This window comes from Streptomyces sp. NPDC041191 (assembly GCF_055591945.1).
Genome location: NZ_JBVIZC010000013.1, coordinates 1 through 19,911, shown reverse-complemented (window position 1 = coordinate 19,911; position 19,911 = coordinate 1). Strand labels below are relative to the sequence as shown.

Sequence of the window (19,911 nt, the reverse complement as noted above, 5' to 3'; positions counted from 1 at the left end):
CGCGCCACGGGTGCGCGCCGTCCGGGTCTCCGACCGCCCCGGGACCCCTCTCGTGCCGTTCCCGCAGAAGGACCACTCCATGACGGTTTCGCCCGAACTCCGCACCGTTCCCACGGTCGGCGCGCCCCGGCACGCCTCTCCCGATCTGCTCCGCTCCGTCTTCCGCCGGCACGCGGCCGGCGTCGCGGTGGTCACCGCCCACGGCGAGCGCCCCGTCGGGTTCACCGCGACCTCACTCAGTTCCGTCGCCGCCGACCCGCCGCTGGTCTCCTTCGGCGTGGGCACCGCGTCCTCCTCCTGGCCGGTGCTCTCCGAGGCCGAGTTCGTCGGTGTGCACATACTCGGCGAGCACCAGGAGGGGCTGGCCGCCACCTTCGCCCGCAGCGGCGCCGACCGGTTCGGCGGGGCGACCCGCTGGAGCCGCGGTCCCGAGGGCGTGCCCGTGCTCGACGGGGTCCTGGCCTGGCTGGTGTGCCGCGTCGTGGCCCGGGTGCCCGCCGGGGACCACCGGATCGTGATCGCGCAGGCGGTCGCCGGCGACCCGGACGGGGCGGGCCGGCCGCTCCTCTACCACCACGGCGGCTTCAACGCGCTGCGCGACTGAGAGTTCCCGTGCGCGCCGCTCTCCGCGCGTTGGGAAGGTCACACGGCTGAGCGCTTGCTCAGTGGTGCCCGGCTGGGTGTACTGACGAGTAATATTTCCGGTGGGAGCCTCCGGTGCCCCGACCGGAAACCCGCCCTTCAGGCGCCTATGCTGCGAGCAACAAGGCAGCCCAGTTATGACGATGCAGTAGGAGAGCCGGCGTGAGCTTGAGGATCGTTGTCTGTGTGAAGTACGTGCCCGACGCCACCGGCGACCGGCACTTCGCCGATGACCTGACGGTGGACCGCGACGACGTCGACGGCCTGCTGTCGGAACTCGACGAGTACGCGGTCGAGCAGGCCCTGCAGATCGCCGAAGAGGCCGACGACGCCGAGGTCACCGTGCTCACGGTCGGTCCCGAGGACGCCAAGGACGCGCTCCGCAAGGCCCTGTCCATGGGCGCCGACAAGGCGGTCCACGTCGAGGACGACGACCTGCACGGCAGCGACGTCATGGGCACCTCGCTGGTGCTCGCCAAGGCCGTCGAGAAGACCGGCTACGACGTCGTCATCACCGGTATGGCCTCCACCGACGGCGTCATGGGCGTCCTGCCCGCGATCCTCGCCGAGCGCCTGGGCGTCCCGCAGGTCACCCTGCTCTCCGAGGTGAAGATCGAGGACGGCAAGGTCACCGGCCGCCGCGACGGCGACGCCGCCTCCGAGCAGCTGGAGGCGTCCCTGCCGGCCGTCGTCTCCGTGACGGACCAGTCGGGCGAGGCGCGCTACCCGTCCTTCAAGGGCATCATGGCCGCCAAGAAGAAGCCGGTGGAGTCCCTGGACCTCTCCGACCTCGGCCTGGAGGCCGAGGAGGTGGGCCTGGAGGGCGCGTGGACCGCGGTCGACTCCGCCACCGAGCGTCCGGCCCGCACCGCCGGCACGATCGTCAAGGACGAGGGCGAGGGCGGCAAGCAGCTGGCCGAGTTCCTCGCGAGCCAGAAGTTCATCTAGTCGGCGGCGGTCCGGGGAGCCCCCGGACCGGACCGGCGACCGAGGCTCGCGCGAGCCCCTTTGACCAGCCCCTTTTCGTTCGCAGGAGATGGAATCCCCATGGCTGAGATCCTCGTCTACGTCGACCACGTCGACGGTGCCGTACGCAAGCCCACCCTGGAGCTGCTGACGCTCGCCCGCCGCCTCGGCGACCCGGTCGCCGTCGCGCTCGGCAACGGCGCCGCCGACACCGCCGCCGTCCTCGGCGAGCACGGTGCCACCCGCGTTCTGACGGCCGACGCGCCCGAGTTCGCCGAGTACCTCGTCGTCCCCAAGGTCGACGCCCTCCAGGCCGCCCACGACGCGGTCTCCCCGGCCGCCGTCCTGGTCCCCTCCTCGGCCGAGGCCAAGGAGATCGCGGCCCGTCTCGCGGTCCGCATCGGCTCCGGCGTCATCACCGACGCCGTGGACGTGGAGGCCGGCGCGGAGGGCCCGGTGGCGACGCAGTCCGTGTTCGCCGCCTCCTTCACCACCAAGTCCCGCGTCTCCAGGGGCACGCCGGTCATCACGGTCAAGCCGAACTCGGCCCCCGTCGAGCCGGCCCCGGCCGCCGGCACCGTCGAGGCCCTCACGGTCTCCTTCGGCCCGCTGGCCACCGGCACCAAGGTCACCTCGCGCACCCCGCGCGAGTCGACCGGCCGCCCGGAGCTGACCGAGGCCGCGATCGTGGTCTCCGGCGGCCGCGGCGTCAACGGCGCCGAGAACTTCGCGATCATCGAGGCCCTCGCCGACTCGCTCGGCGCGGCCGTGGGCGCCTCGCGCGCCGCGGTGGACGCCGGCTGGTACCCGCACGCCAACCAGGTCGGCCAGACCGGCAAGTCGGTCTCGCCGCAGCTGTACATCGCCTCCGGCATCTCCGGCGCGATCCAGCACCGCGCGGGCATGCAGACCTCGAAGACGATCGTCGCGATCAACAAGGACGCCGAGGCGCCGATCTTCGAGCTCGTCGACTACGGCGTGGTGGGCGACCTCTTCGAGGTCGTCCCGCAGCTGACCGACGAGGTCAAGACCCGCAAGGGCTGACCTGCGCTTCTGTCGGCCGGGGGCCGCACGGTGACCTCTCACCGTGCGGCCCCCGGCCTTTTCGGACACCCATTGACTCAGGTCGACACCGCCCATTAACTTCGCCATACGGATTGTTGATTCCGTTCAGCGGAAAACAGGAGGGTGTGGGATGGGTCAGCAGGAGAAGGTGTCGACGAGCCTCGCGGGCGCGGTCGGCGAGGGCATCAGCGCCTCCCTCGCCGCGGTGGACGCCGAACTGGACCGCCGCTACCCGGGAGACCCCGGCACCCGCCAGCCCGTCCACACCGTCTACGTCCCCGGCAACCTCTTCGACGCCGGAACCGTCCGCTCCTGGGGCGACCGGGCCCTCGCCGCCCTCGACGAACACGCGCCCGACGCAGCCTCCTTCGCCGCCGTGCTCGGCCTCGGGGACGACCTCGCCGAGGACGTGTACGGACGCGTGCGGGCGAAGCTGGAGCGCGAACCGGTCGAGGACCTGCGGATCGACTTCGAGGACGGGTACGGGGGCGAGGACGAGGACGCCGACGCGGCCCGCGCCGCCCGGCTGGTCTCCGAGGCCCACCGGAACGGCACCGCCACCCCGTACGCGGGCATCCGGATGAAGTGCATGGAGGCCGCCGTGCGCGACCGGGGCATCCGCACCACCGACGTCTTCCTCACCGGCCTCCTGGAGAACGGCGGCCTTCCCGACGGCCTCGCCCTCACCCTCCCCAAGGTCACCTACCCCGAGCAGGTCTCCGCCTTCGTCCGCCTCCTGGAGGCGTTCGAGAAGACCCACGGCCTCGACGCCGGCCGCCTCGGCTTCGAGATCCAGATCGAGACCAGCCAGGCCATCCTGGCCGCCGACGGCACCGCCACCGTCGCCCGCATGATCGGCGCCGCCGAGGGACGCGCCACCGGGCTGCACTACGGCACCTTCGACTACAGCGCCTGCCTCGGCGTCTCCGCCGCCCACCAGGCCGGCGACCACCCGGCCGCCGACCACGCCAAGGCGGTCATGCAGGTCGCCGCCGCGGGCACCGGGGTCCGCGTCTCCGACGGCTCCACCAACGTCCTGCCGGTCGGCACGACCCGGCAGGTCCACGAGGCGTGGCGCCTGCACTTCGGCCTCACCCGCCGCGCCCTCGCCCGCGCCTACTACCAGGGCTGGGACATGCACCCCGGTCACCTCCCCACCCGGTACGCCGCCGTCTTCGCCTTCTACCGCGAGGGCTTCGAGGCCGCCGCCAAGCGCCTCGCGGCCTACGCCGGTCACCTGGGCGGCGACGTCATGGACGAGCCCGCCACCGCCAAGGCCCTCGGCTCCTACCTGCTGCGCGGCATCGACTGCGGCGCCCTCGACGCCGCCGAGGTCGGTGCCCTCACCGGCATGACCCGCGCCGACCTCGACCGCTTCGCCGCCCCGCGCCGAGGAGACCTCACCGCCTCCGCCGAGTAGGCGTACGGGGCGGCCCGGCCGGTACGGGGAACGGCCGGGCCGCCCCGGGGGCCGCTCCCGCCGGAACCTCGTCCCCGGTGCCGGTGCCGGTGTCAGCCGGCCGGTGGCGGGACCTCGCCCGTCCCACGCGCGAGGAGCCTCGTACCGAGCACCACCCGCTCCGGCGGCCCCTCCCCTCCGTCCAGGCGCCGGAACAACCGCTCCGCCGCCGTCCGGCCGAGCGCGGCGGCGTCCTGGGCGACGACCGTGATGCCGAGCAGGTCGGCCAGTTCGATGTCGTCGAAGCCGACCAGGGCCACCGGCCGGGGGTGCCCGGCGAGTGCCCGGACGGCCGTGACGGTGATCCGGTTGTTCCCCGCGAACAGCGCCGTCACCGGTTCCGGCGCGGCCAGCATCCCCCGTACCGCCGCGCCCACCCGCTCCGGGTCGGTCGGCCCCAGCGAGACCCACTCGTCCCGCACCGCGAGGCCCGCGTCCTCCATCGCCGCGCGGTAGCCGCGCAGCCGCTCGGCCGCCGTGTGGACGTGCGGGCGGTCGCCGATGAAACCGATCCCGCGGTGGCCGTGCGCGATCAGGTGCGCCACGCCGTCGCGCGCCCCGCCGAAGCTGTCGGAGAGGACCGCGTCGGCGTCGATCCGCCCGGCGGGACGATCGACGAACACCGTGGCGACGCCGGCCCGCATCTCGGGCTCCAGGTACCGGTGGTCGTCGCCCGCCGGGACGATGACGAGGCCGTCGACCCGGCGCGCGCACAGCGCGAGCGCCAGCTCCTGCTCCCGGCCCGGGTCCTCCGCGCTCGATCCGTTGATCAGAAGGGCGCCGTGCGCCCGGGCGACCTCTTCGACCGCCCGGCTCAGCGGCCCGTAGAAGGGGTCGGCGAGGTCCTCAAGGACCAGGCCGACGGTCGCGGTCCGGCCCTTGCGCAGGACCCGCGCGCTGTCGTTGCGGCGGAAGCCGAGGACGTCGACGGCCTCCCGGACGCGCCGCTCGGTGTCGGGGGTGACGCCCGGCTCGCCGTTCACGACCCGGGACACCGTCTTCAGGCCGACACCCGCCAGGGCCGCGACGTCCTTCATCGTGGGCCGATTGCCGTAGCGGTGAGCGGGGCGGCGGGCGAGATCGGCCACGGTGTCCGGTTCCTCCGTCGTGTCGGGGCCCGCCGGGGACGGGACGCGGCGCGGGCCCGGGTCGAGCATAGGACCCGGGCCGCGGCGACGCTCCGGGTCCCGGCTTCCGGGGGCCGGGCCACGTGGCCCGGCCCCCGGAAGCCGGGACCCACCGGTCGCGCGGACCGCCCTCACTCCCGTACGGACCCGACCGGTTCCCGGTCGGCGGCCCTCTGCTCCGGCGGTCTGCGCCCGGCCGCCCTCGGGGACGGCGCCCTCTGCCCGGAAGCCGTCCTCTGCTCCGGCGGCCTCTGCTCCACGACCACCAGGAACGCGTCGGACTCCAGGTCCATCACGACCCTGGCCGGCACGCCCTCGTCGCGCCGCGCTCCGGCGAACTCCTCCGCGGGCCAGCTGCCCCGGGGGCCACCGGCCGGAAAACGTTCGAGAACTGTACGCGTCATCTCCACACCCCTTGTGCTCGCCGTTCTCCACGACGAATTCCCGCAAGTCGCACGCACATGCCGATAACGACGTCGATCCATACGTTCGTGGTTTCCGTGGCAGGGTGTTGCGGGCAAGCCACAGGGGGCTACCGAAGAGGGGGAATCGTGATCGTCTGGATCAACGGTGCGTATGGCGCGGGAAAGTCCAGCACCGCGCGCGAACTGGTCGATCTGATTCCGCACAGCACGTTGTACGACCCCGAGCTGACCGGCGGGGCGATGAGCCGGCTCCTCCCGGCCGAGCGGCTCGCCGAGGTCGGGGACTACCAGGACCTGCCCATATGGCGGCGCCTCGTCGTCGACACCGCCGCCGCCCTGCTCGCCGAGGTGGGCGGCGTCCTGGTCGTCCCCATGACCCTGCTCCGCCAGGAGTACCGGGACGAGATCTTCGGTGGCCTCGCCGCCCGCCGCATCGAGGTGCGCCACATCCTGCTCGCACCGGAGGAAACGATCCTGCGTCAGCGGATCGACGCCCGGACGGAGTACGGCGACCCCGAGGCCGACGCCCGCGTCCGGGAGTGGTGCCACGCCCACGTCGCCCCGTACCGCGCGGCCCTCGGCTGGCTGGCCGGCGACGCGTACGCCGTCGACACCTCGGCGCTCACCGCGGCCGGGGCCGCCCGTACCGTCGCCGACGCGGTCCGCTCCGGCCTCGCCGCCCCCTGCGGGATCGTCCAGACGCCCGAGCCGACCGGCGAGACCCTCGCCGCCGGTGTGCTCCTCTTCGACGAGCAGGACCGCTTCCTGCTCGTGGACCCCACCTACAAACCCGGCTGGGAGTTCCCCGGCGGCGTGGTCGAACCGGGCGAACCCCCGGCCCGCGCCGGGATGCGCGAGGTCGCCGAGGAGATAGGCATCGAACTCGACGCCGTGCCCCGGTTGCTGCTCGTCGACTGGGAGCGCCCGCAGCCCCCCGGCTACGGCGGACTGCGCCTCCTCTTCGACGGCGGGACCCTCCGCACCGCCGACGCCGCACGCCTCCGCCTCCCCGGTTCCGAACTGCGCGGCTGGCGCTTCGTCACCGAGGAGGAGGCCGCGGACCTCCTGCCCCCCGTCCGTTACCACCGCCTCCACTGGGCCCTGCGCGCCCGCGAGCGCGGCACGGTGCTCAACCTGGAGGCCGGGGCCCCGGTGGGATGACCCCGAGGGACGAACGGACGGGCGGGTCAGGCGGCCGCGGCGGACAGCCGGGCCGCCGCGTCCGTGACCACCGGCGCGCCGTGACCGCAGCACAGGACCGAGGGGGCCAGCTCCGCCAGCGCCCGCATCGACTCCCTCGCGAGGGCGCGGTCCACGTGGAACACGCCGAAGGTCACGTCACCGACCGAGGCCACCGTGTCCCCGGTGAACAGCACGCCGTGGCGGGGGAGGTGCACCGCCATCGAACCCGGGGTGTGGCCGGGGGTGTGGACCACCACCGCCCCGTCGCCGAAACCGAGGTCCTCGCCGTCCCCGACCTCGCGGTCCACCCGGGTCGGCGGCGCCTCCGGCACGGTCAGGCCGTGCTCGTACAGCGGGATCTCCCAGTCCAGGAGGTCCGGTTCGGGGACCGGAGCCGCGCCCCGGACCACCGGCGCGTCCAGGTGGTGGGCGACGATCTCGGCCCCGTGACGGTCCGCCAGTTCCTGCGCCGCGCCCACGTGGTCCCGGTGGCAGTGGGTCAGCACGACACGGCGCAGCCGGTCCGGGTCCAGGCCGGCCGCCCGTACGGCCGCCGCCGTCGTGTCCGCCGTCCCCGCCCAGCCGGCGTCGATCAGGGTCAGCTCCCCCTCGTCCTGCCAGAGGTACGCCTGACCCACGGAGAAGTCGAGCAGATGCAGCCGCGGAGCGATCCCGATGAGTTCCATGCGGCGAACCTACGCACACGCGTCCGTCCGCCGCACGGCTCTACGCTCTCGGCGAGTTCCGCCGAACGCCGAAGGGCGGGCTCCGTGTCGGGGCGGCCGGCCGTCAGGCCCGCTTCGAGCGGGCGTAGCCGACGAGGAAGTGCGCCTCGGCCACCGACAGGCGCTCCAGCTCCTCGGGGGACACCGACTCGTTGGGCGCGTGGATCTGCGCCTCCGGCTCGCTCAGGCCGATCAGCAGGATCTCCGCCTCCGGGTACAGCGAGGCCAGCGTGTTGCACAGCGGGATCGAGCCGCCCATGCCGGCCGTCTGCATCTCCTGGCCGGGGTACGCGACGGCCATCGCCTCGGCCATCGAGGCGTACGCCGGGCTCGACGTGTCCGCCTGGAACGCCTGGCCCTGACCGACCTGCTCCAGGGACACCCGGGCGTTCCACGGCGTGTGGTTCTCGATGTGCGCGAAGAGCAGCTTCGTCGCCTCGGCCGCGTCCTGGCCCGGCGGCACCCGCAGGCTGATCTGCGCGCGGGCCGTCTTCGGGATGGACGGGGTGGCGCCGGCCACCGGGTGGCAGTCGATGCCCATGACGGTGACGGCGGGACGCGCCCAGATGCGGTCCGCGACCGTGCCGGAGCCCGGGAGGTCCACGCCCGGAAGCACCTTGGCGTCCTTGCGGAAGTCCTCCTCCGGGTACTGGAGGCCCTCCCAGACCTCACCGCCCGGCAGGCCGTCGATGACGGTCGAGCCGTCCGGGCCGCGCAGCGAGTCCAGGACGCGGATCAGCGCGGCCAGCGCGTCCGGGGCGGCGCCGCCGAACTGGCCGGAGTGCAGGTTGCCCTCCAGGGTGTCGATCCGCACCCGGACCATCGTCATGCCGCGCAGGGTCGCGGTCACGGTCGGCAGGCCCACCCGGAAGTTGCCCGCGTCACCGATCACGATCGCGTCGGCGGCCAGCAGCTCGGGGTGCTCCTCCGCGTACCGCTCCAGGCCGCCGGTGCCCTGCTCCTCGGAGCCCTCGACGATCACCTTGACCGTCACCGGGACGCCGCCGTTCGCCTTCAGGGCGCGCAGCGCGAGGAGGTGCAGGACGACGCCGCCCTTGCAGTCGGCCGCGCCGCGCCCGTACCAGCGCCCGTCGCGCTCGGTCAGCTCGAACGGCGGGGAGAGCCACGCGGACTCGTCCAGCTTCGGCTGCACGTCGTAGTGCGCGTAGAGGAGGACGGTCGGCGCGCCGGCCGGGCCGGGCAGCACGCCGTACACCGCCTGCGAACCGTCCGGGGTGTCGAGCAGCGCCACGTCCCGGAAGTCCTCGGCGCGCAGCGCGTCCGCGACCCAGTTCGCCGCCGCCTCGCACTCGCTGCGCGGCGCCACGTTCTCGTCCGCCACCGACTCGAAGGCCACCAGCTCCGCGAGCTCGGCCTTGGCACGGGGCATCAGGGACCGTACGGTCTCGGCGATCGGGTTCGGGGTCATGGGCACGCTCCTGATGGGTGCGACGTTACGGGGAGGACGGCTTCCGCCGAGGGTCGTGGCGCGGCGGACGCACCGTCGATCCTACGGGCGGGGCTCCGGCTACCGAGCCGTAGGATGCGTCAGGAGCAGACCCCGGTCGGATCAGGAGCAGAAGCACATCGTGAGCAGCGAGCACGCAGGGAACGCCGGTCCGGAGAACACCGAGCCCGAAGGCGCGGCTCCTGAGGGCAGCGGTGCGGAGGCGACGAGGGACCACGGTCCGGACGCGGCGGCGGCCGGGGGCGCGGAGGGCGACGGGGACGCGGGCACGGACGCGGGCACGGGTACGGACGCGGTGGCGCTCCCGGAGGAGACCGGGGCGGCGGACGCGGACGGAGCGGCGGACGCGGACGGTTCGGCCGACGTCTGGGACGTCGTGGTCGTCGGCGCCGGACCGGCCGGCGCGTCCGCCGCCTACGCGGCGGCGGTGGCCGGACGCCGGGTGCTCCTCCTGGAGAAGTCCGAGCTGCCCCGGTACAAGACCTGCGGCGGCGGCATCATCGGCCCCTCCCGCGACTCGCTCCCGCCGGGCTTCGAACTGCCCCTCCGGGACCGGGTGCACGCCGTCACCTTCTCCCTCGACGGGCGCTTCGCCCGCACCCGCCGCTCGCGCAGGATGCTCTTCGGTCTCATCAACCGCCCCGAGTTCGACGCGCGGCTCGTCGAGCACGCGCAGAAGGCCGGTGCCGAGCTGCGGACCGGGGCCACGGTGTCCCGGGTGGAGCAGCACGGTCCGGCGGTGCCGGACCGGCGGACCGCGGCCGTCGTCCTGGCGGACGGCGAAACGATCCTGGCGCGCGCGGTCGTCGGCGCCGACGGCAGTGCCAGCCGGATAGGCGCTCACGTCGGGGTGAGGATGGGCCAGGTCGACCTGGGCCTGGAGGCGGAGATCCCCGTGCCGCCGTCCGTGGCCGAGGACTGGAAGGGGCGGGTCCTCATCGACTGGGGTCCGATGCCCGGCAGTTACGGCTGGGTGTTCCCCAAGGGCGACACGCTGACCGTCGGCGTCATCTCGGCGCGCGGCGAGGGGGCGGCCACCAAGCGGTACATGGAGGACTTCGTCGCCCGGCTCGGTCTGGCCGGCTTCGAGCCCGCGCTCTCCTCCGGCCACCTCACCCGCTGCCGCACCGACGACTCGCCGCTCTCCCGGGGCCGGGTCCTGGTCTGCGGCGACGCGGCCGGTCTCCTGGAGCCGTGGACGCGCGAGGGGATCTCGTACGCGCTGCGCTCGGGCCGGCTCGCGGGCGAGTGGGCCGTACGGGTCGCCGAGGCGAACGACGCGGTCGACGCCCGCCGCCAGGCCCTGAACTACGCCTTCGCCATCAAGGCGGGCCTCGGTGTGGAGATGGCCGTCGGCCGGCGGATGCTCGCCGTCTTCGAGCGGCGTCCGGGACTGCTGCACGCCACCCTCACGGGACTGCGGCCGGCCTGGAACGCGTTCGCCGACATCACCCGGGGCGCGGCCACGCTCGGCGGCATGGTCCGTTCGAACGGCGTGGCCCGGCGGGCCCTCGAAGTCCTGGACCGGAGGATGGACACCGCGTCCGGGGTCGGCCCGGCGGGCCGGGGCGTCACCGCGAAGGAGCGGAACGCGCCGGGACCCGAAGGTGCGGAGAGTGCGAAGAGTACGGAGAGCGCCGGGGGCACGGGGGCGGACGGGGACCGGGGGGAGCCGGAGCGGTCCTGATCCGGGGGACCCGGAAGGTTCGACGCGCACGGGCTTCGCCGCCCCGGCCCGCTCACGCGGCCGGGGCGGCGGGGCCCGTCGTCGTAATGCGGAAGACGGGGTGCTTCGGCGCGACGGCGCGCAGCTCGGCGTCGGAGGAGCCGGGGCCGACCCCGCCGAAGAAGACGCCGACCTCGGCCTTCCAGCGCTTGAGGTAGGCGCGGAGCAGGACGGGCTTGTCGTCGTCGGCCACCTCGACGGCGGTGAACTCCCACATGCGCCTGCCGAGGTGCAGTCGTCCACCGCCGGCGGCCCGCATGTTGTGGGTCCACTGGACGTGTCCGCGCGGAGCCACGAGGTACTGGGCGCCGTCCACCGTCAGGAGGTTGACGGGGGTGCGGCGCCATGCGCCGCTCTTGCGGCCGCGGACGGCGAGCACGCGGGACCCCAGGACGCTGATGCCGCGGCGAGTCGCCCAGGCGACCAGGCGGTTGAGGACGTTCACGGTGAACCAGCCGGGCTTGATGACGTGGGCGGCGGGGGAGGGGCTGGTGGGGCTGGCGGGGCCGGTGGGGCTGGCGGGTCCGGTGGGGTCAATAGGGTTGGTAGAGCTGATGGGGCCGGTGGGGCCGGTGGGGCCGGCAGGCTGAGCGGGGCGGGCGGACACGGCTGCCTCCTGCGGGTTGCGGAGCGGGGCTACGACTCTTCCGGCGGCGAGCAGATAGTGAGCAGTGCTCTCGCTTGAGATCAGTGTGCACAGTCCGGTGTTCGCAATCAAGAGCAGTGCTCTCGAAACGTTGCGGTGCTCCGGAAATGGCACACTGCTCTCCATGACGACCGTTCGAGGGGCCCGCGCCCGCGCCCGCATCGAGATCACCGCCGCCATCAAGGACGAGGCCCGCCGGCAGCTCGCGGCCGAGGGAGCCGCCAAGCTGTCCCTGCGGGCCGTCGCCCGTGAGCTGGGCATGGTGTCCTCCGCGCTCTACCGCTACTTCCCCAGCCGCGACGACCTGCTCACCGCCCTGATCGTCGACGCCTACGACGCGGTCGGAGCCGCCGCCGAAGAGGCCGCCGCAGGTTCCGCCGACCGGCGACCGCTGGACCGCTGGACCGCCGTCTGCCGGGCGGTCCGCGCCTGGGCGCTCGCCCACCCCCACGAGTACGCCCTGATCTACGGCTCCCCGGTCCCCGGCTACGCCGCGCCCCAGGACACCGTCGTCCCCGCCGCCCGCGTCGGTCTCGTCCTCGTCGGCATCGTCCGCCGGGCCCACACCGGCGAGGGCGTCGCGCTCCCCCCGCTCCCGGAGTCCCTGCGCCCCGAGGCCGCCCGCATCGCCGCCGACATCGCCCCGGACCTCCCCCCGGCCCTCGCCGTCGCGCTCGTCGCCGCCTGGGCGCAGCTCTTCGGTCTGGTCTCCTTCGAGGTCTTCGGCCAGTTCCACCGCGTCGTCGAGGACCGGGACGCCTTCTTCGCCGAGGCCGCCCGCCGACTGGGCCGGGAGGCCGGCCTGCTGCCGCGCGGCTGAGGCGCCCCGGGCGCGTACTCCGCGGGGAGTACGGGCGGCCACCCCGCCGGGCCGATGCTCCCGCCGACGGGTGCGACTAGCGTGGCGGACATGGACGAGGAGAGGGCGGACCGGCCCCCGCGCGACCGCCGGAAGCGGCGGGAGGGACGGGAGCTGTGGGACGGAGGGAAGCGGGGAGAACGGGGAGAGCGGGGAGAACGGGAGGAGGGGGAGGGGCGGGACCGGGACGACGGCCGGCTGCCCTGGCGCTCGACGCTGCTGATCGCCCTGGTGGCGGTGGCGGGGAGCGGGTTCGCCGCGCGCAACCAGGAGGGCCGGGAGGCGCTCGACGCCCTCGGGAGGGTCCTGCTGCTGCTCGGGGCGGCCCCGCTGGTGTTCCGCCACCGCCGGCCCGTGCCCGTGGTGTTCGCCGTCGCGGCCGTCACCCTCGGCTACCTCGCGGCCGGTTACCCGTACGGCCCGGTCTTCGTCCTGATCGCCGTGGCCTGTTTCGCGGCCGTCGTGCACGGCCACCGCGCCGCCGCCGGAGGGGCCCTCGGCCTGCTCTGGACGGGACATCTGCTCCTCGCGCACCTGTTCTACCGTCACCTGCCCCCGGCTGGCGACGGGCCCGCCCCCTGGGGCCAGGAACTCACCGCGGCCGCCTTCGCCGTCGCCGTGCTCGCCGCCTCCGAGGCGATCCGGGGGAAACGCGAGCAGCGGGCCCGGCGCAGGGCGGACCGGGCCGCCGCCGAACGGCGCCGCGCCGACGCGGAGCGGCTCCGCATCGCCCGTGAACTCCACGACGTGCTCGCCCACTCGATCTCCGTGATCAACGTGCAGGCGGGCGTCGGCCTGGCTCTCCTGGACTCCGATCCCGAACAGGCCCGCACCGCCCTGACCACCATCAAGGCGGCCAGCAAGGAGGCGCTCGGCGAGGTGCGCCAGGTCCTCGGCTCCCTCCGTACCCCCGGCGACGCCCCCCGGGCGCCGGCCCCCGGGCTCGACCGGCTCCCCGAACTCGTCGAACAGGCGGGAGCCGCGGGCCTGACCGTCACCGTCACGACGAGCGGCCCGTCCGGGGGCCTGCCGCCCGGAGCCGGCCTCGCCGCCTTCCGGATCGTGCAGGAGGCGCTCACCAACGTGGTGCGCCACTCCGGTTCCCGCACCGCCCGGGTGCGGATCGCACGCGGCCCCGGACGCCTGGACCTGACGGTCGACGACGACGGCCCCGCCACCGGCACCGAGGCGGGCGGCAGCGGCAACGGCCTCGCCGGCATGCGGGAACGCGCCGCGGCCCTCGGCGGCACCATCGACGCGGGCACCCGCCCGGACGGCGGCTTCCGCGTCCACGCCGTACTCCCGCTCGCCCCCGAGGAGACCCCGTGACCGAAGACGCCCCCGCCCCGAGCCCCGGAGACGCCTCCGCTCCCGGAGACGCTCCCGTCCCCGGTGGAGCCTCCGCGATCCGCGTCCTGCTCGCCGACGACCAGGCGCTGGTACGGGCCGGTTTCCGCGCCCTGCTCGACGCCCAGGCGGACATCGAGGTCGTGGGGGAGGCCGCCGACGGCGACGAGGCCGTGGAACGGGTGCGCGCCCTGCGGCCCGACGTCGTCCTCATGGACATCCGGATGCCCCGCCTCGACGGCCTGGAGGCGACCCGGCGCGTCACGGCCGACCCGGGACTCGCCGGGGTGCGGGTCGTCATGCTGACCACCTTCGAGCTCGACGAGTACGTCTTCGAGGCGATCCGCGCCGGCGCCTCCGGGTTCCTCGTCAAGGACACCGAGCCGGACGAACTGCTGCGGGCGGTGCGTGCCGTCGTCCACGGGGACGCCCTGCTCTCCCCGGGCGTCACCCGCCGTCTGATCGAGGAGTTCGCGGCCCGCTCCAGGGCACCGGCGGCCACGGCCGCGCTCGGTGCCCTCACCGAACGGGAGCGGGAGGTGATGGCCCTCGTGGGCATCGGTCTGTCGAACGCGGAGATCGCCCGCCGGCTGGTCGTCAGCCCGCTCACCGCCAAGACCCACGTGAGCCGTGCCATGGTGAAGCTCGGCGTCCGCGACCGCGCCCAACTCGTGGTGCTCGCGTACGAGTCGGGCCTCGTGCGGCCGGGCTGGCTGGGCTGATCCCCCGGGGGCGCGGCACCGCGCGCCGCGCGACGGGGCGGTGACGTACGGGAGGTCCGGCGCGGAGGGCCTCAGTCCCAGGTGATCGCCGAACCCTCCCGCCACAGGCGTACGAGCGAGGCGTCCCCGGTGACGGTGACCGCCTCCTCGGGCAGCCGGTTCCACAACGCCAGGTACAGCGGCCCGGCGGGTCCGCTCAGCTCCGTGTCCACGGGGCCGGGGCCGGGGGAGCCGGTCGCGCGTTCCGTGCGCGGGGCGTCCGCCGAGAGCCGTACGGTCCAGACGTCCCCGGTGTCCGTCGTCCGCACCCGCAGGGTCCGGGGCGCGGGCGTGCGCACCCGGCTGCGGTCCCGGGTGTGGAAGAGGCTCAGCAGCTCGTCGATCCCGTCGGCGGCCACCCCGGGGTCCACCGGTCCGGGACCGGCCGGAAGCGCCGACTCCGCGTCCGCGCGGTGGACGGCCGTCTCGTGCGCCTGCCGCCGGGCCCAGAAGGCGAGGGGTGAGGGCGCCGGGAGGAACGTCCAGCACTCCAGCGTCTCCGGCGCGGCGCGCAGGGCGGCCACCAGGCCCGCGTGGCCCTCGCGGTAGTGGGCGAGCAACTCGTCGCCGTCGAGAGCCGGTTCGCCGCCGCCCGGACGGTACGCGGTGTGCCCCTCGGCCACGAACGCGGTGGCCCAGCGGTGCACCGTCGTCACGTGCCGGAGGAGGTCGCGGACCCGCCACCCCGGACAGGTCGGCACCTCCGCGTCCGGTCCGGCCCCGGCCGCCGCCTCCGCGAGGCCCCGGCCGGCCTCGTCCAGTGCCTCGACGTACTCCGCGATCTTCATCGTTCCCCCGTCGTCCGTGTCCGTGCGACGGATTCTGGCAGAGGCGGGGGGGGCTCCCCGGTACGGGCCCGGGGGCGCGCCGGAACGGAACGCGCGGGCGAGGCCGCGACAACCTCGGGGGCCGTCTCACGCGATCATTCCCGACGGTGGGGTGACCTTGTGCGGAGGGGAAGCCGTGCACCGGCGTCGGGTGCGTCCGGGACGCGACAGGCAAGGGTACGTCCCGCGAACCGTTCGGCCGCGCGGCCGCGCTCCTCGGCGGTCGGCGGGTCGGTACCCGCCGGCTTCGGGTCCACCGCCCGCTCGGCCTCGATCCACCCGTGACCGGGATTCACGCGGTGGATCGGGGTTCGGATGTCTTGTGGCGCTGCCGGGCGGCACGCATCTCCGCAAGTGCCACGGCAAGGGCCCCGGCGTTCAGCGGGAAGGCCACGGCGTTGGCCACGTCAGGTATGTCGAAGGCGCGAAGCGCGCTGGTGAGGGCGGAGGCGAAGAAGAGGGCGAGCGGGAGGCACCGGCGCCACCGGGGCAGATCCTTGATCCGGGCTACGGTGACGGAACACCACAGGGTGAAGGCGAAGACGGCGATGCCGATGGCGGCGACGGCGAACAGCATGGGGACGGACTTTCGTTCCGGGCGGTCGCGGGGAGGACCGGGGACCGCGAGCGATCGGTCATGGGCGGGGTGGGTGTGTCCAGCGCTCACACGTGGACACACCCACCCCTCATCGGATCAGCACTCCGGCATCAGCCGTTGGTGTAGACGATCCGATAGCTGGACACATATGTCCGTGATGTCCGGGCCCAGCTCCAGCCGCCGGTCCGGGTCCACTTGATGCCCGACCAGGCTATCCGGTAGGTGGTCCGGTCACGGTAGGAGTACTGGTAGCGGGTCTCGTACGAAGCCACGATCTTCTGTCGGCCCCATCCGTACCAGGCTGCGACGCGGCACTTGAAGACGTACTGCTTGCGGTAGCGGTACTGGCGCTTCCACGAGGTGATCGGCAGGGGGCCCCAGTCGCCGCTGACGACGTCCCAGAACCAGTGGTAGTTGTAGTTCTGCCAGCTGCCGTAGCTCCACGCGGTCGTACGCAGGACCGTGGTGAAGGTGCGGCCGGTCCACGCGTGCTTCGGCACCCGGCAGGTGGCGCACCCGGTGACGTCTTCGCTGTTCACCGGGTCGGCGCACGCGTAGTCGTACGCGTTGCAGCTGCCCCCCGGCACGGGGTCGGCCGACAGGAACCGGCCGGTGGCCGGGTTGTACAGGCGTACGCCCATGAGCAGGAGGTTCGTCCGCGTCTCGGAGGAGCGGTGCTGACCACCGTGCCAGCCGTAGCGGACGGTACCGGCGTCGTCGGTGCGGTTGCCGAACTCGTCCGTGCCGAGGACCGTGGCGGACTGGCCGGTCGCGGTGGGCAGCTGCATCACGACGTCGCCGTGCAGGTTGACCAGCTGGAGCACCGTGTCACCGGTCTTGCCGGTCGTGGCCGCCAGTCCGCCGTCGAACCCGTTGACGTTGCGGGTCAGCTCCCCGGTGGCGGTGTCTTCGACAATCCAGCGCGGGGAGTCCGCGTCGGAGCCGTAATGGTTCAGCTTGGACTGGGTCTGCGTCCAGGTGCCGGAAGCGTTCGACTCGGTCGTCCAGCCGCGGAAGCGGAGCTGGGAGTCGAGGGACCAGGTCTGCCGCTGGGAACCGGCCGTCTGCTGGCGTACCAGGTCGTTGGCGTAGTACGCGAGCGTGGTGCCCGGGACCGCGGTGGTGCGTCCGAACGCGTCGTAGGCGTAGCCGGTGTCGACAAGACGGTCGCCGCTGTCGTGGGCGTGCGTGGTGGTGGTCGCGCCACTGGTGGTGCAGTCCAGGCCCGGGGCCGCGGCCGCGATGGAGCGCGTCTTCCGGTTGGAGTTCTTGTCGAAGGTGTAGCTGCGGGTGACGCAGACGGCGTCAACCGTGTCGTCCTGGGCCTTGGTGAGTCGTCCCGCCTTGTCGTAGCCGTAGGTCTGGTTGGCGGTCTGCCCGGCGGAACTGGTGTAGGTGGCCCGCTGGCCGTGGACGGTGGGCAGCAGGTTCTCGGAGAAGAGGATCGCGCCGTCGCTGTCGCGCGTGTACGTGCGCTCCGTCGGCTGTCCGGCGGGGTTGGTGCTCTGACGCATGGTGAAGCCGCCGGGCAGCTTCCTGCTCAGCACCTGGCCGTCGGCGTCGTAGCTGACGGTGAAGGTGCCGGCCACCGAGTCGGTGAGGGAGGACACCAGGCCGCGCGGGTCGTTCGTGGTGTCGTACCCGTACGTGGTGCTCGACGGCACGCTGTCGCTGACCTGGACCGGCTGGCCCTCGGCGTCGTACGTGCTGGTGGTCACACCTCCGTCGGCGTCGGTGTAGGAGATCAGGCGGCCCAGCTTGTCGTAGGACTTCCTGATCGTGCCGCCGTCGGCGGACGTGATCGTGGCCACCTTGCCGCTGGCCGGGTCGTACGCCGTCGTGACCGCGGGGACGGCCGTGCCGAGACCACCGGTGACGGTCACCGTGGAGGCCCGGCCGGCGGGGTCGTACGCCGTCGTCTTGACGCGCGTGCTGCCATTGGCGGTCTCCGTCAGCTTGGCGGTCTCGCCCCAGCGGTCGTACTCGGCGAGCGTGGTGACCAGCTCGGCCGGGTTGCCGCCGCCGCCGGTGACGGCCGCGGCGGGCCGGGTACGGCACACCTCGTCGGCCCACTCGGGACGTCCCCCGCACACGCCGGTTCCGTCACCGGTGTAGTACTCGGTGATCAGGGTTCCGGCGTCCGAACCCGTGGAGGCCGGCAGGCTGCGGCTGATCTGCCGGCCAGTCGCGTCGTACGTCGCCTTCTCGGTGAGGGCGAGGCCGCCCGGGTCCTGGATGGTGCTGGTGGGCTGTCCGTTGCCCCAGTCGAACACGGTCTGGGTCACCCGGGGGTCCGCGGTCAGCGTCGGCCAGTTGCGCGGCTGGCCGCCTTCGGTGGACCTGGTGACCTTGTCGGACACGGTGGCGCTTCCGTCGGTGGGACGGCCACCGTCGTATTCCTTGACCGTGCGGTGCCGGACCATCAGCTGTTCGCCGGCCGCGGCCACGGTGGTCGCACCGTCCTTCAGGTCCGCTTCGAGCACCGCTCGGTGCAGGGGACCCAGAGTCTCCAGCTCGCGTGAGCCGTCGGCGTTGTAGATGCCGCGGTTCGACAGGAGCTCCGCGCGCTCGGCGGCCGGCAACGTGGCGATGCCGAGATCCGCGAGCGTGGCCCTCTCCGCGGCGGTGGTGCCGAGGGCGAGGGCGCGATTGGCCGCGGAAAGCTCGCGGACGCTGTTGCCGAACTGGTCGTACTCGGTCGTGGTGACGTTCTTCGCCGGGTCGAGGGTGTTGACCTCGCGGCCGGACGCGTTGAGGTAGTGCACCATGGCACGCCGGTAGTCGGCGGCCGTCAGCGCGCTGCCGTCGCTGGACGACGGGCGTGCGTCCGTGGGAAAGACCGCGGTGGCGTCGGTGGGCGCGTCGAGTTGGCCCCATGCCTTGACGTCGGCGGCACCCATGGCCTGAGGAGCGCCACCGCCCGTCAGGGGCACGCCGTAGACCACGGTCGTCTGGGCGGTGTTGCCGTCGGTCTCGGCGGCGGAGCCCGGCTTCAGCGTGGGCCGGCTGACGTTGAGGAGCATGCCGTCACCCGTCACCGGATCGCTGCCCACCTTGCCGTAGGAGAAGGTCCACGGCAGCTGGCCGGGCGGGGTCATCCGAGTGACGCGGCCCGCCGAGTCGTACGCGTAGGTGGTCTTCAGCGCCGGGGAGATCCGCGGGTCCCAGGTCTCCCTGAGCCGTCCGGATTCGTCGTAGGTGTACTTGGCGACGGTGGTCGAGGTCGAGGACGCCGCGCCGGGCGAGGTCGCCCAGACGCGGATCTCGGAGACCTGGTCCTTGACGTCCCCGAAGACCGAGGAGGTCGCGGTGGTCGAAGGTGCGTAGACGAACTCCAGGACCCGGCATCCCCTGGTGGACGGGTCGGCCTCGCACGTGCCCACGGTCACGGCACTGGTAGCCGCGATGATCCGCTTGGGGCGGGCAAGCACTTTGCCGTTCACGGTCACGGACTCGGAGACGACATCGGTGGTGGAGTTGGCGTGTCCGTCCAGCAAGGAGCGGCTGACGGTCCAGGCGGTGCCGGCGGTGCCGACCCGGCTGAACGTGGTGATGGTGCCGTCGGTGTCCGACAGCGTGAGATCACCGCTGGTGAGGCTGCCCTTGAGCGTCAGGTTCTCCGCGCCGGGTTCGGGGATCCAAGCCGTCTTGGTCGCGTTGGACGTGAAGGAGATCGTGCCTCCCTCGGCGGTGACGGCGTCCAGTGACGTGGCCGAGGTCTTGCGGATCTCGGAGTAGTCGGACTGCACGGCCTGAGCGGCCGTTCCCGCCACCCACTCCTTGCCGAAGATCGCCGCCTGGCCCTCCTGGCCCGCGCCCGCAGTGGGCGTCCGCGAGGAAGCACTGCGTGTCACGTTCATGTCGAACACGGAGACATCGGTGCCGGACAGCGTGTAGTCACCGGTCAGCAGGTTGACCGAACCGGGCCCGACCTCGGAGGTCGCGGCGCTGTCGGCGTTGTGGTCCACCACGACGGTCAGCGGCTGCGTGGCACCGGTGGCGCTGTTCGCACCGGTGAAGTCGGCCTTGATCTGGACGGTGCCGTCGGGGTTGACGGTGTCGGTCGCGTTCCAGACCAGCGGCGCGTT

General features: G+C 73.6%; 17 protein-coding genes. 9 read left to right on the top strand and 8 right to left on the bottom strand.

The features are described 5' to 3' along the window. Positions 1–79 precede the first annotated feature (79 nt). The 4 genes from ACZ6AQ_RS24665 (at position 80) to ACZ6AQ_RS24650 (ending at position 4,093) form a co-directional block, all read left to right on the top strand. Positions 80–604 (top strand): flavin reductase family protein, encoded by a 525-nt coding sequence (locus tag ACZ6AQ_RS24665; RefSeq protein ID WP_468762365.1) that lies wholly within the window; start codon positions 80–82, stop codon positions 602–604. Positions 605–804: 200 nt separating this feature from the next. Beyond that, a complete protein-coding gene (locus tag ACZ6AQ_RS24660) occupies positions 805–1,590 on the top strand; it encodes an electron transfer flavoprotein subunit beta/FixA family protein (RefSeq protein WP_388692002.1) in 786 nt (261 codons plus the stop codon). Positions 1,591–1,689: 99 nt separating this feature from the next. Then, positions 1,690–2,652, top strand: a complete 963-nt coding sequence (locus ACZ6AQ_RS24655; RefSeq protein ID WP_468762363.1) for an electron transfer flavoprotein subunit alpha/FixB family protein — start codon at positions 1,690–1,692, stop codon at positions 2,650–2,652. 151 nt (positions 2,653–2,803) lie between these two features. Further along, positions 2,804–4,093: a DUF6986 family protein gene (locus ACZ6AQ_RS24650; protein WP_468762361.1), complete on the top strand. Its 1,290-nt coding sequence runs from the start codon at positions 2,804–2,806 to the stop codon at positions 4,091–4,093. 92 nt (positions 4,094–4,185) lie between these two features. Here the strand turns inward: ACZ6AQ_RS24650 and ACZ6AQ_RS24645 are convergent, their stop codons facing one another. Next, positions 4,186–5,220 carry a LacI family DNA-binding transcriptional regulator gene (locus ACZ6AQ_RS24645; protein ID WP_468762359.1) on the bottom strand — a complete coding sequence of 345 codons (1,035 nt, stop codon included), beginning with the start codon at positions 5,218–5,220 and terminating at the stop codon, positions 4,186–4,188. A 170-nt stretch (positions 5,221–5,390) separates the two neighbouring features. After that, on the bottom strand, positions 5,391–5,663 hold the full coding sequence (locus ACZ6AQ_RS24640) for a hypothetical protein (protein WP_468762660.1): 273 nt from the start codon (positions 5,661–5,663) through the stop codon (positions 5,391–5,393). Positions 5,664–5,810: 147 nt separating this feature from the next. On the opposite strand from ACZ6AQ_RS24640, the gene ACZ6AQ_RS24635 reads away from it, so the two are divergent. Next, positions 5,811–6,845, top strand: a complete 1,035-nt coding sequence (locus ACZ6AQ_RS24635) for an NUDIX hydrolase (protein ID WP_468762357.1) — start codon at positions 5,811–5,813, stop codon at positions 6,843–6,845. A gap of 26 nt (positions 6,846–6,871) precedes the next feature. On the opposite strand, the gene ACZ6AQ_RS24630 is transcribed toward ACZ6AQ_RS24635, so the two are convergent. Both ACZ6AQ_RS24630 and ACZ6AQ_RS24625 read right to left on the bottom strand, forming a co-directional pair. Then, entirely contained in the window at positions 6,872–7,552 is a 681-nt protein-coding gene (locus tag ACZ6AQ_RS24630) for an MBL fold metallo-hydrolase (protein ID WP_468762355.1), read from the bottom strand. A 103-nt stretch (positions 7,553–7,655) separates the two neighbouring features. Further along, entirely contained in the window at positions 7,656–9,020 is a 1,365-nt protein-coding gene (locus ACZ6AQ_RS24625; RefSeq protein WP_468762353.1) for a M20/M25/M40 family metallo-hydrolase, read from the bottom strand. Between the two features lie 415 nt (positions 9,021–9,435). Between ACZ6AQ_RS24625 and ACZ6AQ_RS24620 the strand changes: the two genes are divergently transcribed. Further along, complete coding sequence (locus ACZ6AQ_RS24620) at positions 9,436–10,746, top strand: geranylgeranyl reductase family protein (protein WP_468762633.1); 1,311 nt, start codon at positions 9,436–9,438, stop codon at positions 10,744–10,746. A gap of 52 nt (positions 10,747–10,798) precedes the next feature. On the opposite strand, the gene ACZ6AQ_RS24615 is transcribed toward ACZ6AQ_RS24620, so the two are convergent. Next, complete coding sequence (locus ACZ6AQ_RS24615; protein WP_468762631.1) at positions 10,799–11,251, bottom strand: nitroreductase family deazaflavin-dependent oxidoreductase; 453 nt, start codon at positions 11,249–11,251, stop codon at positions 10,799–10,801. Between the two features lie 304 nt (positions 11,252–11,555). On the opposite strand from ACZ6AQ_RS24615, the gene ACZ6AQ_RS24610 reads away from it, so the two are divergent. The 3 genes from ACZ6AQ_RS24610 to ACZ6AQ_RS24600 all read left to right on the top strand — a co-directional run bounded on the left by ACZ6AQ_RS24610 (position 11,556) and on the right by ACZ6AQ_RS24600 (position 14,359). Further along, positions 11,556–12,251 carry a TetR/AcrR family transcriptional regulator gene (locus ACZ6AQ_RS24610; RefSeq protein ID WP_468762351.1) on the top strand — a complete coding sequence of 232 codons (696 nt, stop codon included), beginning with the start codon at positions 11,556–11,558 and terminating at the stop codon, positions 12,249–12,251. 90 nt (positions 12,252–12,341) lie between these two features. After that, the gene (locus ACZ6AQ_RS24605; protein WP_468762349.1) at positions 12,342–13,619 is read left to right on the top strand and encodes a sensor histidine kinase; all 1,278 of its coding nucleotides are present in this window, start codon (positions 12,342–12,344) and stop codon (positions 13,617–13,619) included. Between the two features lie 77 nt (positions 13,620–13,696). Beyond that, on the top strand, positions 13,697–14,359 hold the full coding sequence (locus tag ACZ6AQ_RS24600) for a response regulator transcription factor (protein WP_468762629.1): 663 nt from the start codon (positions 13,697–13,699) through the stop codon (positions 14,357–14,359). A gap of 71 nt (positions 14,360–14,430) precedes the next feature. Here ACZ6AQ_RS24600 and ACZ6AQ_RS24595 read toward each other — a convergent pair whose 3' ends face one another. The 3 genes from ACZ6AQ_RS24595 to ACZ6AQ_RS24585 form a co-directional block, all read right to left on the bottom strand. Continuing rightward, a complete protein-coding gene (locus ACZ6AQ_RS24595) occupies positions 14,431–15,186 on the bottom strand; it encodes a maleylpyruvate isomerase family mycothiol-dependent enzyme (RefSeq protein WP_468762347.1) in 756 nt (251 codons plus the stop codon). Between the two features lie 331 nt (positions 15,187–15,517). After that, positions 15,518–15,802: a hypothetical protein gene (locus tag ACZ6AQ_RS24590; RefSeq protein WP_468762345.1), complete on the bottom strand. Its 285-nt coding sequence runs from the start codon at positions 15,800–15,802 to the stop codon at positions 15,518–15,520. A gap of 131 nt (positions 15,803–15,933) precedes the next feature. Next, positions 15,934–19,911 (bottom strand): RHS repeat-associated core domain-containing protein (locus ACZ6AQ_RS24585; protein WP_468762344.1); only part of this gene is annotated, 3,978 nt, incomplete at its 5' end.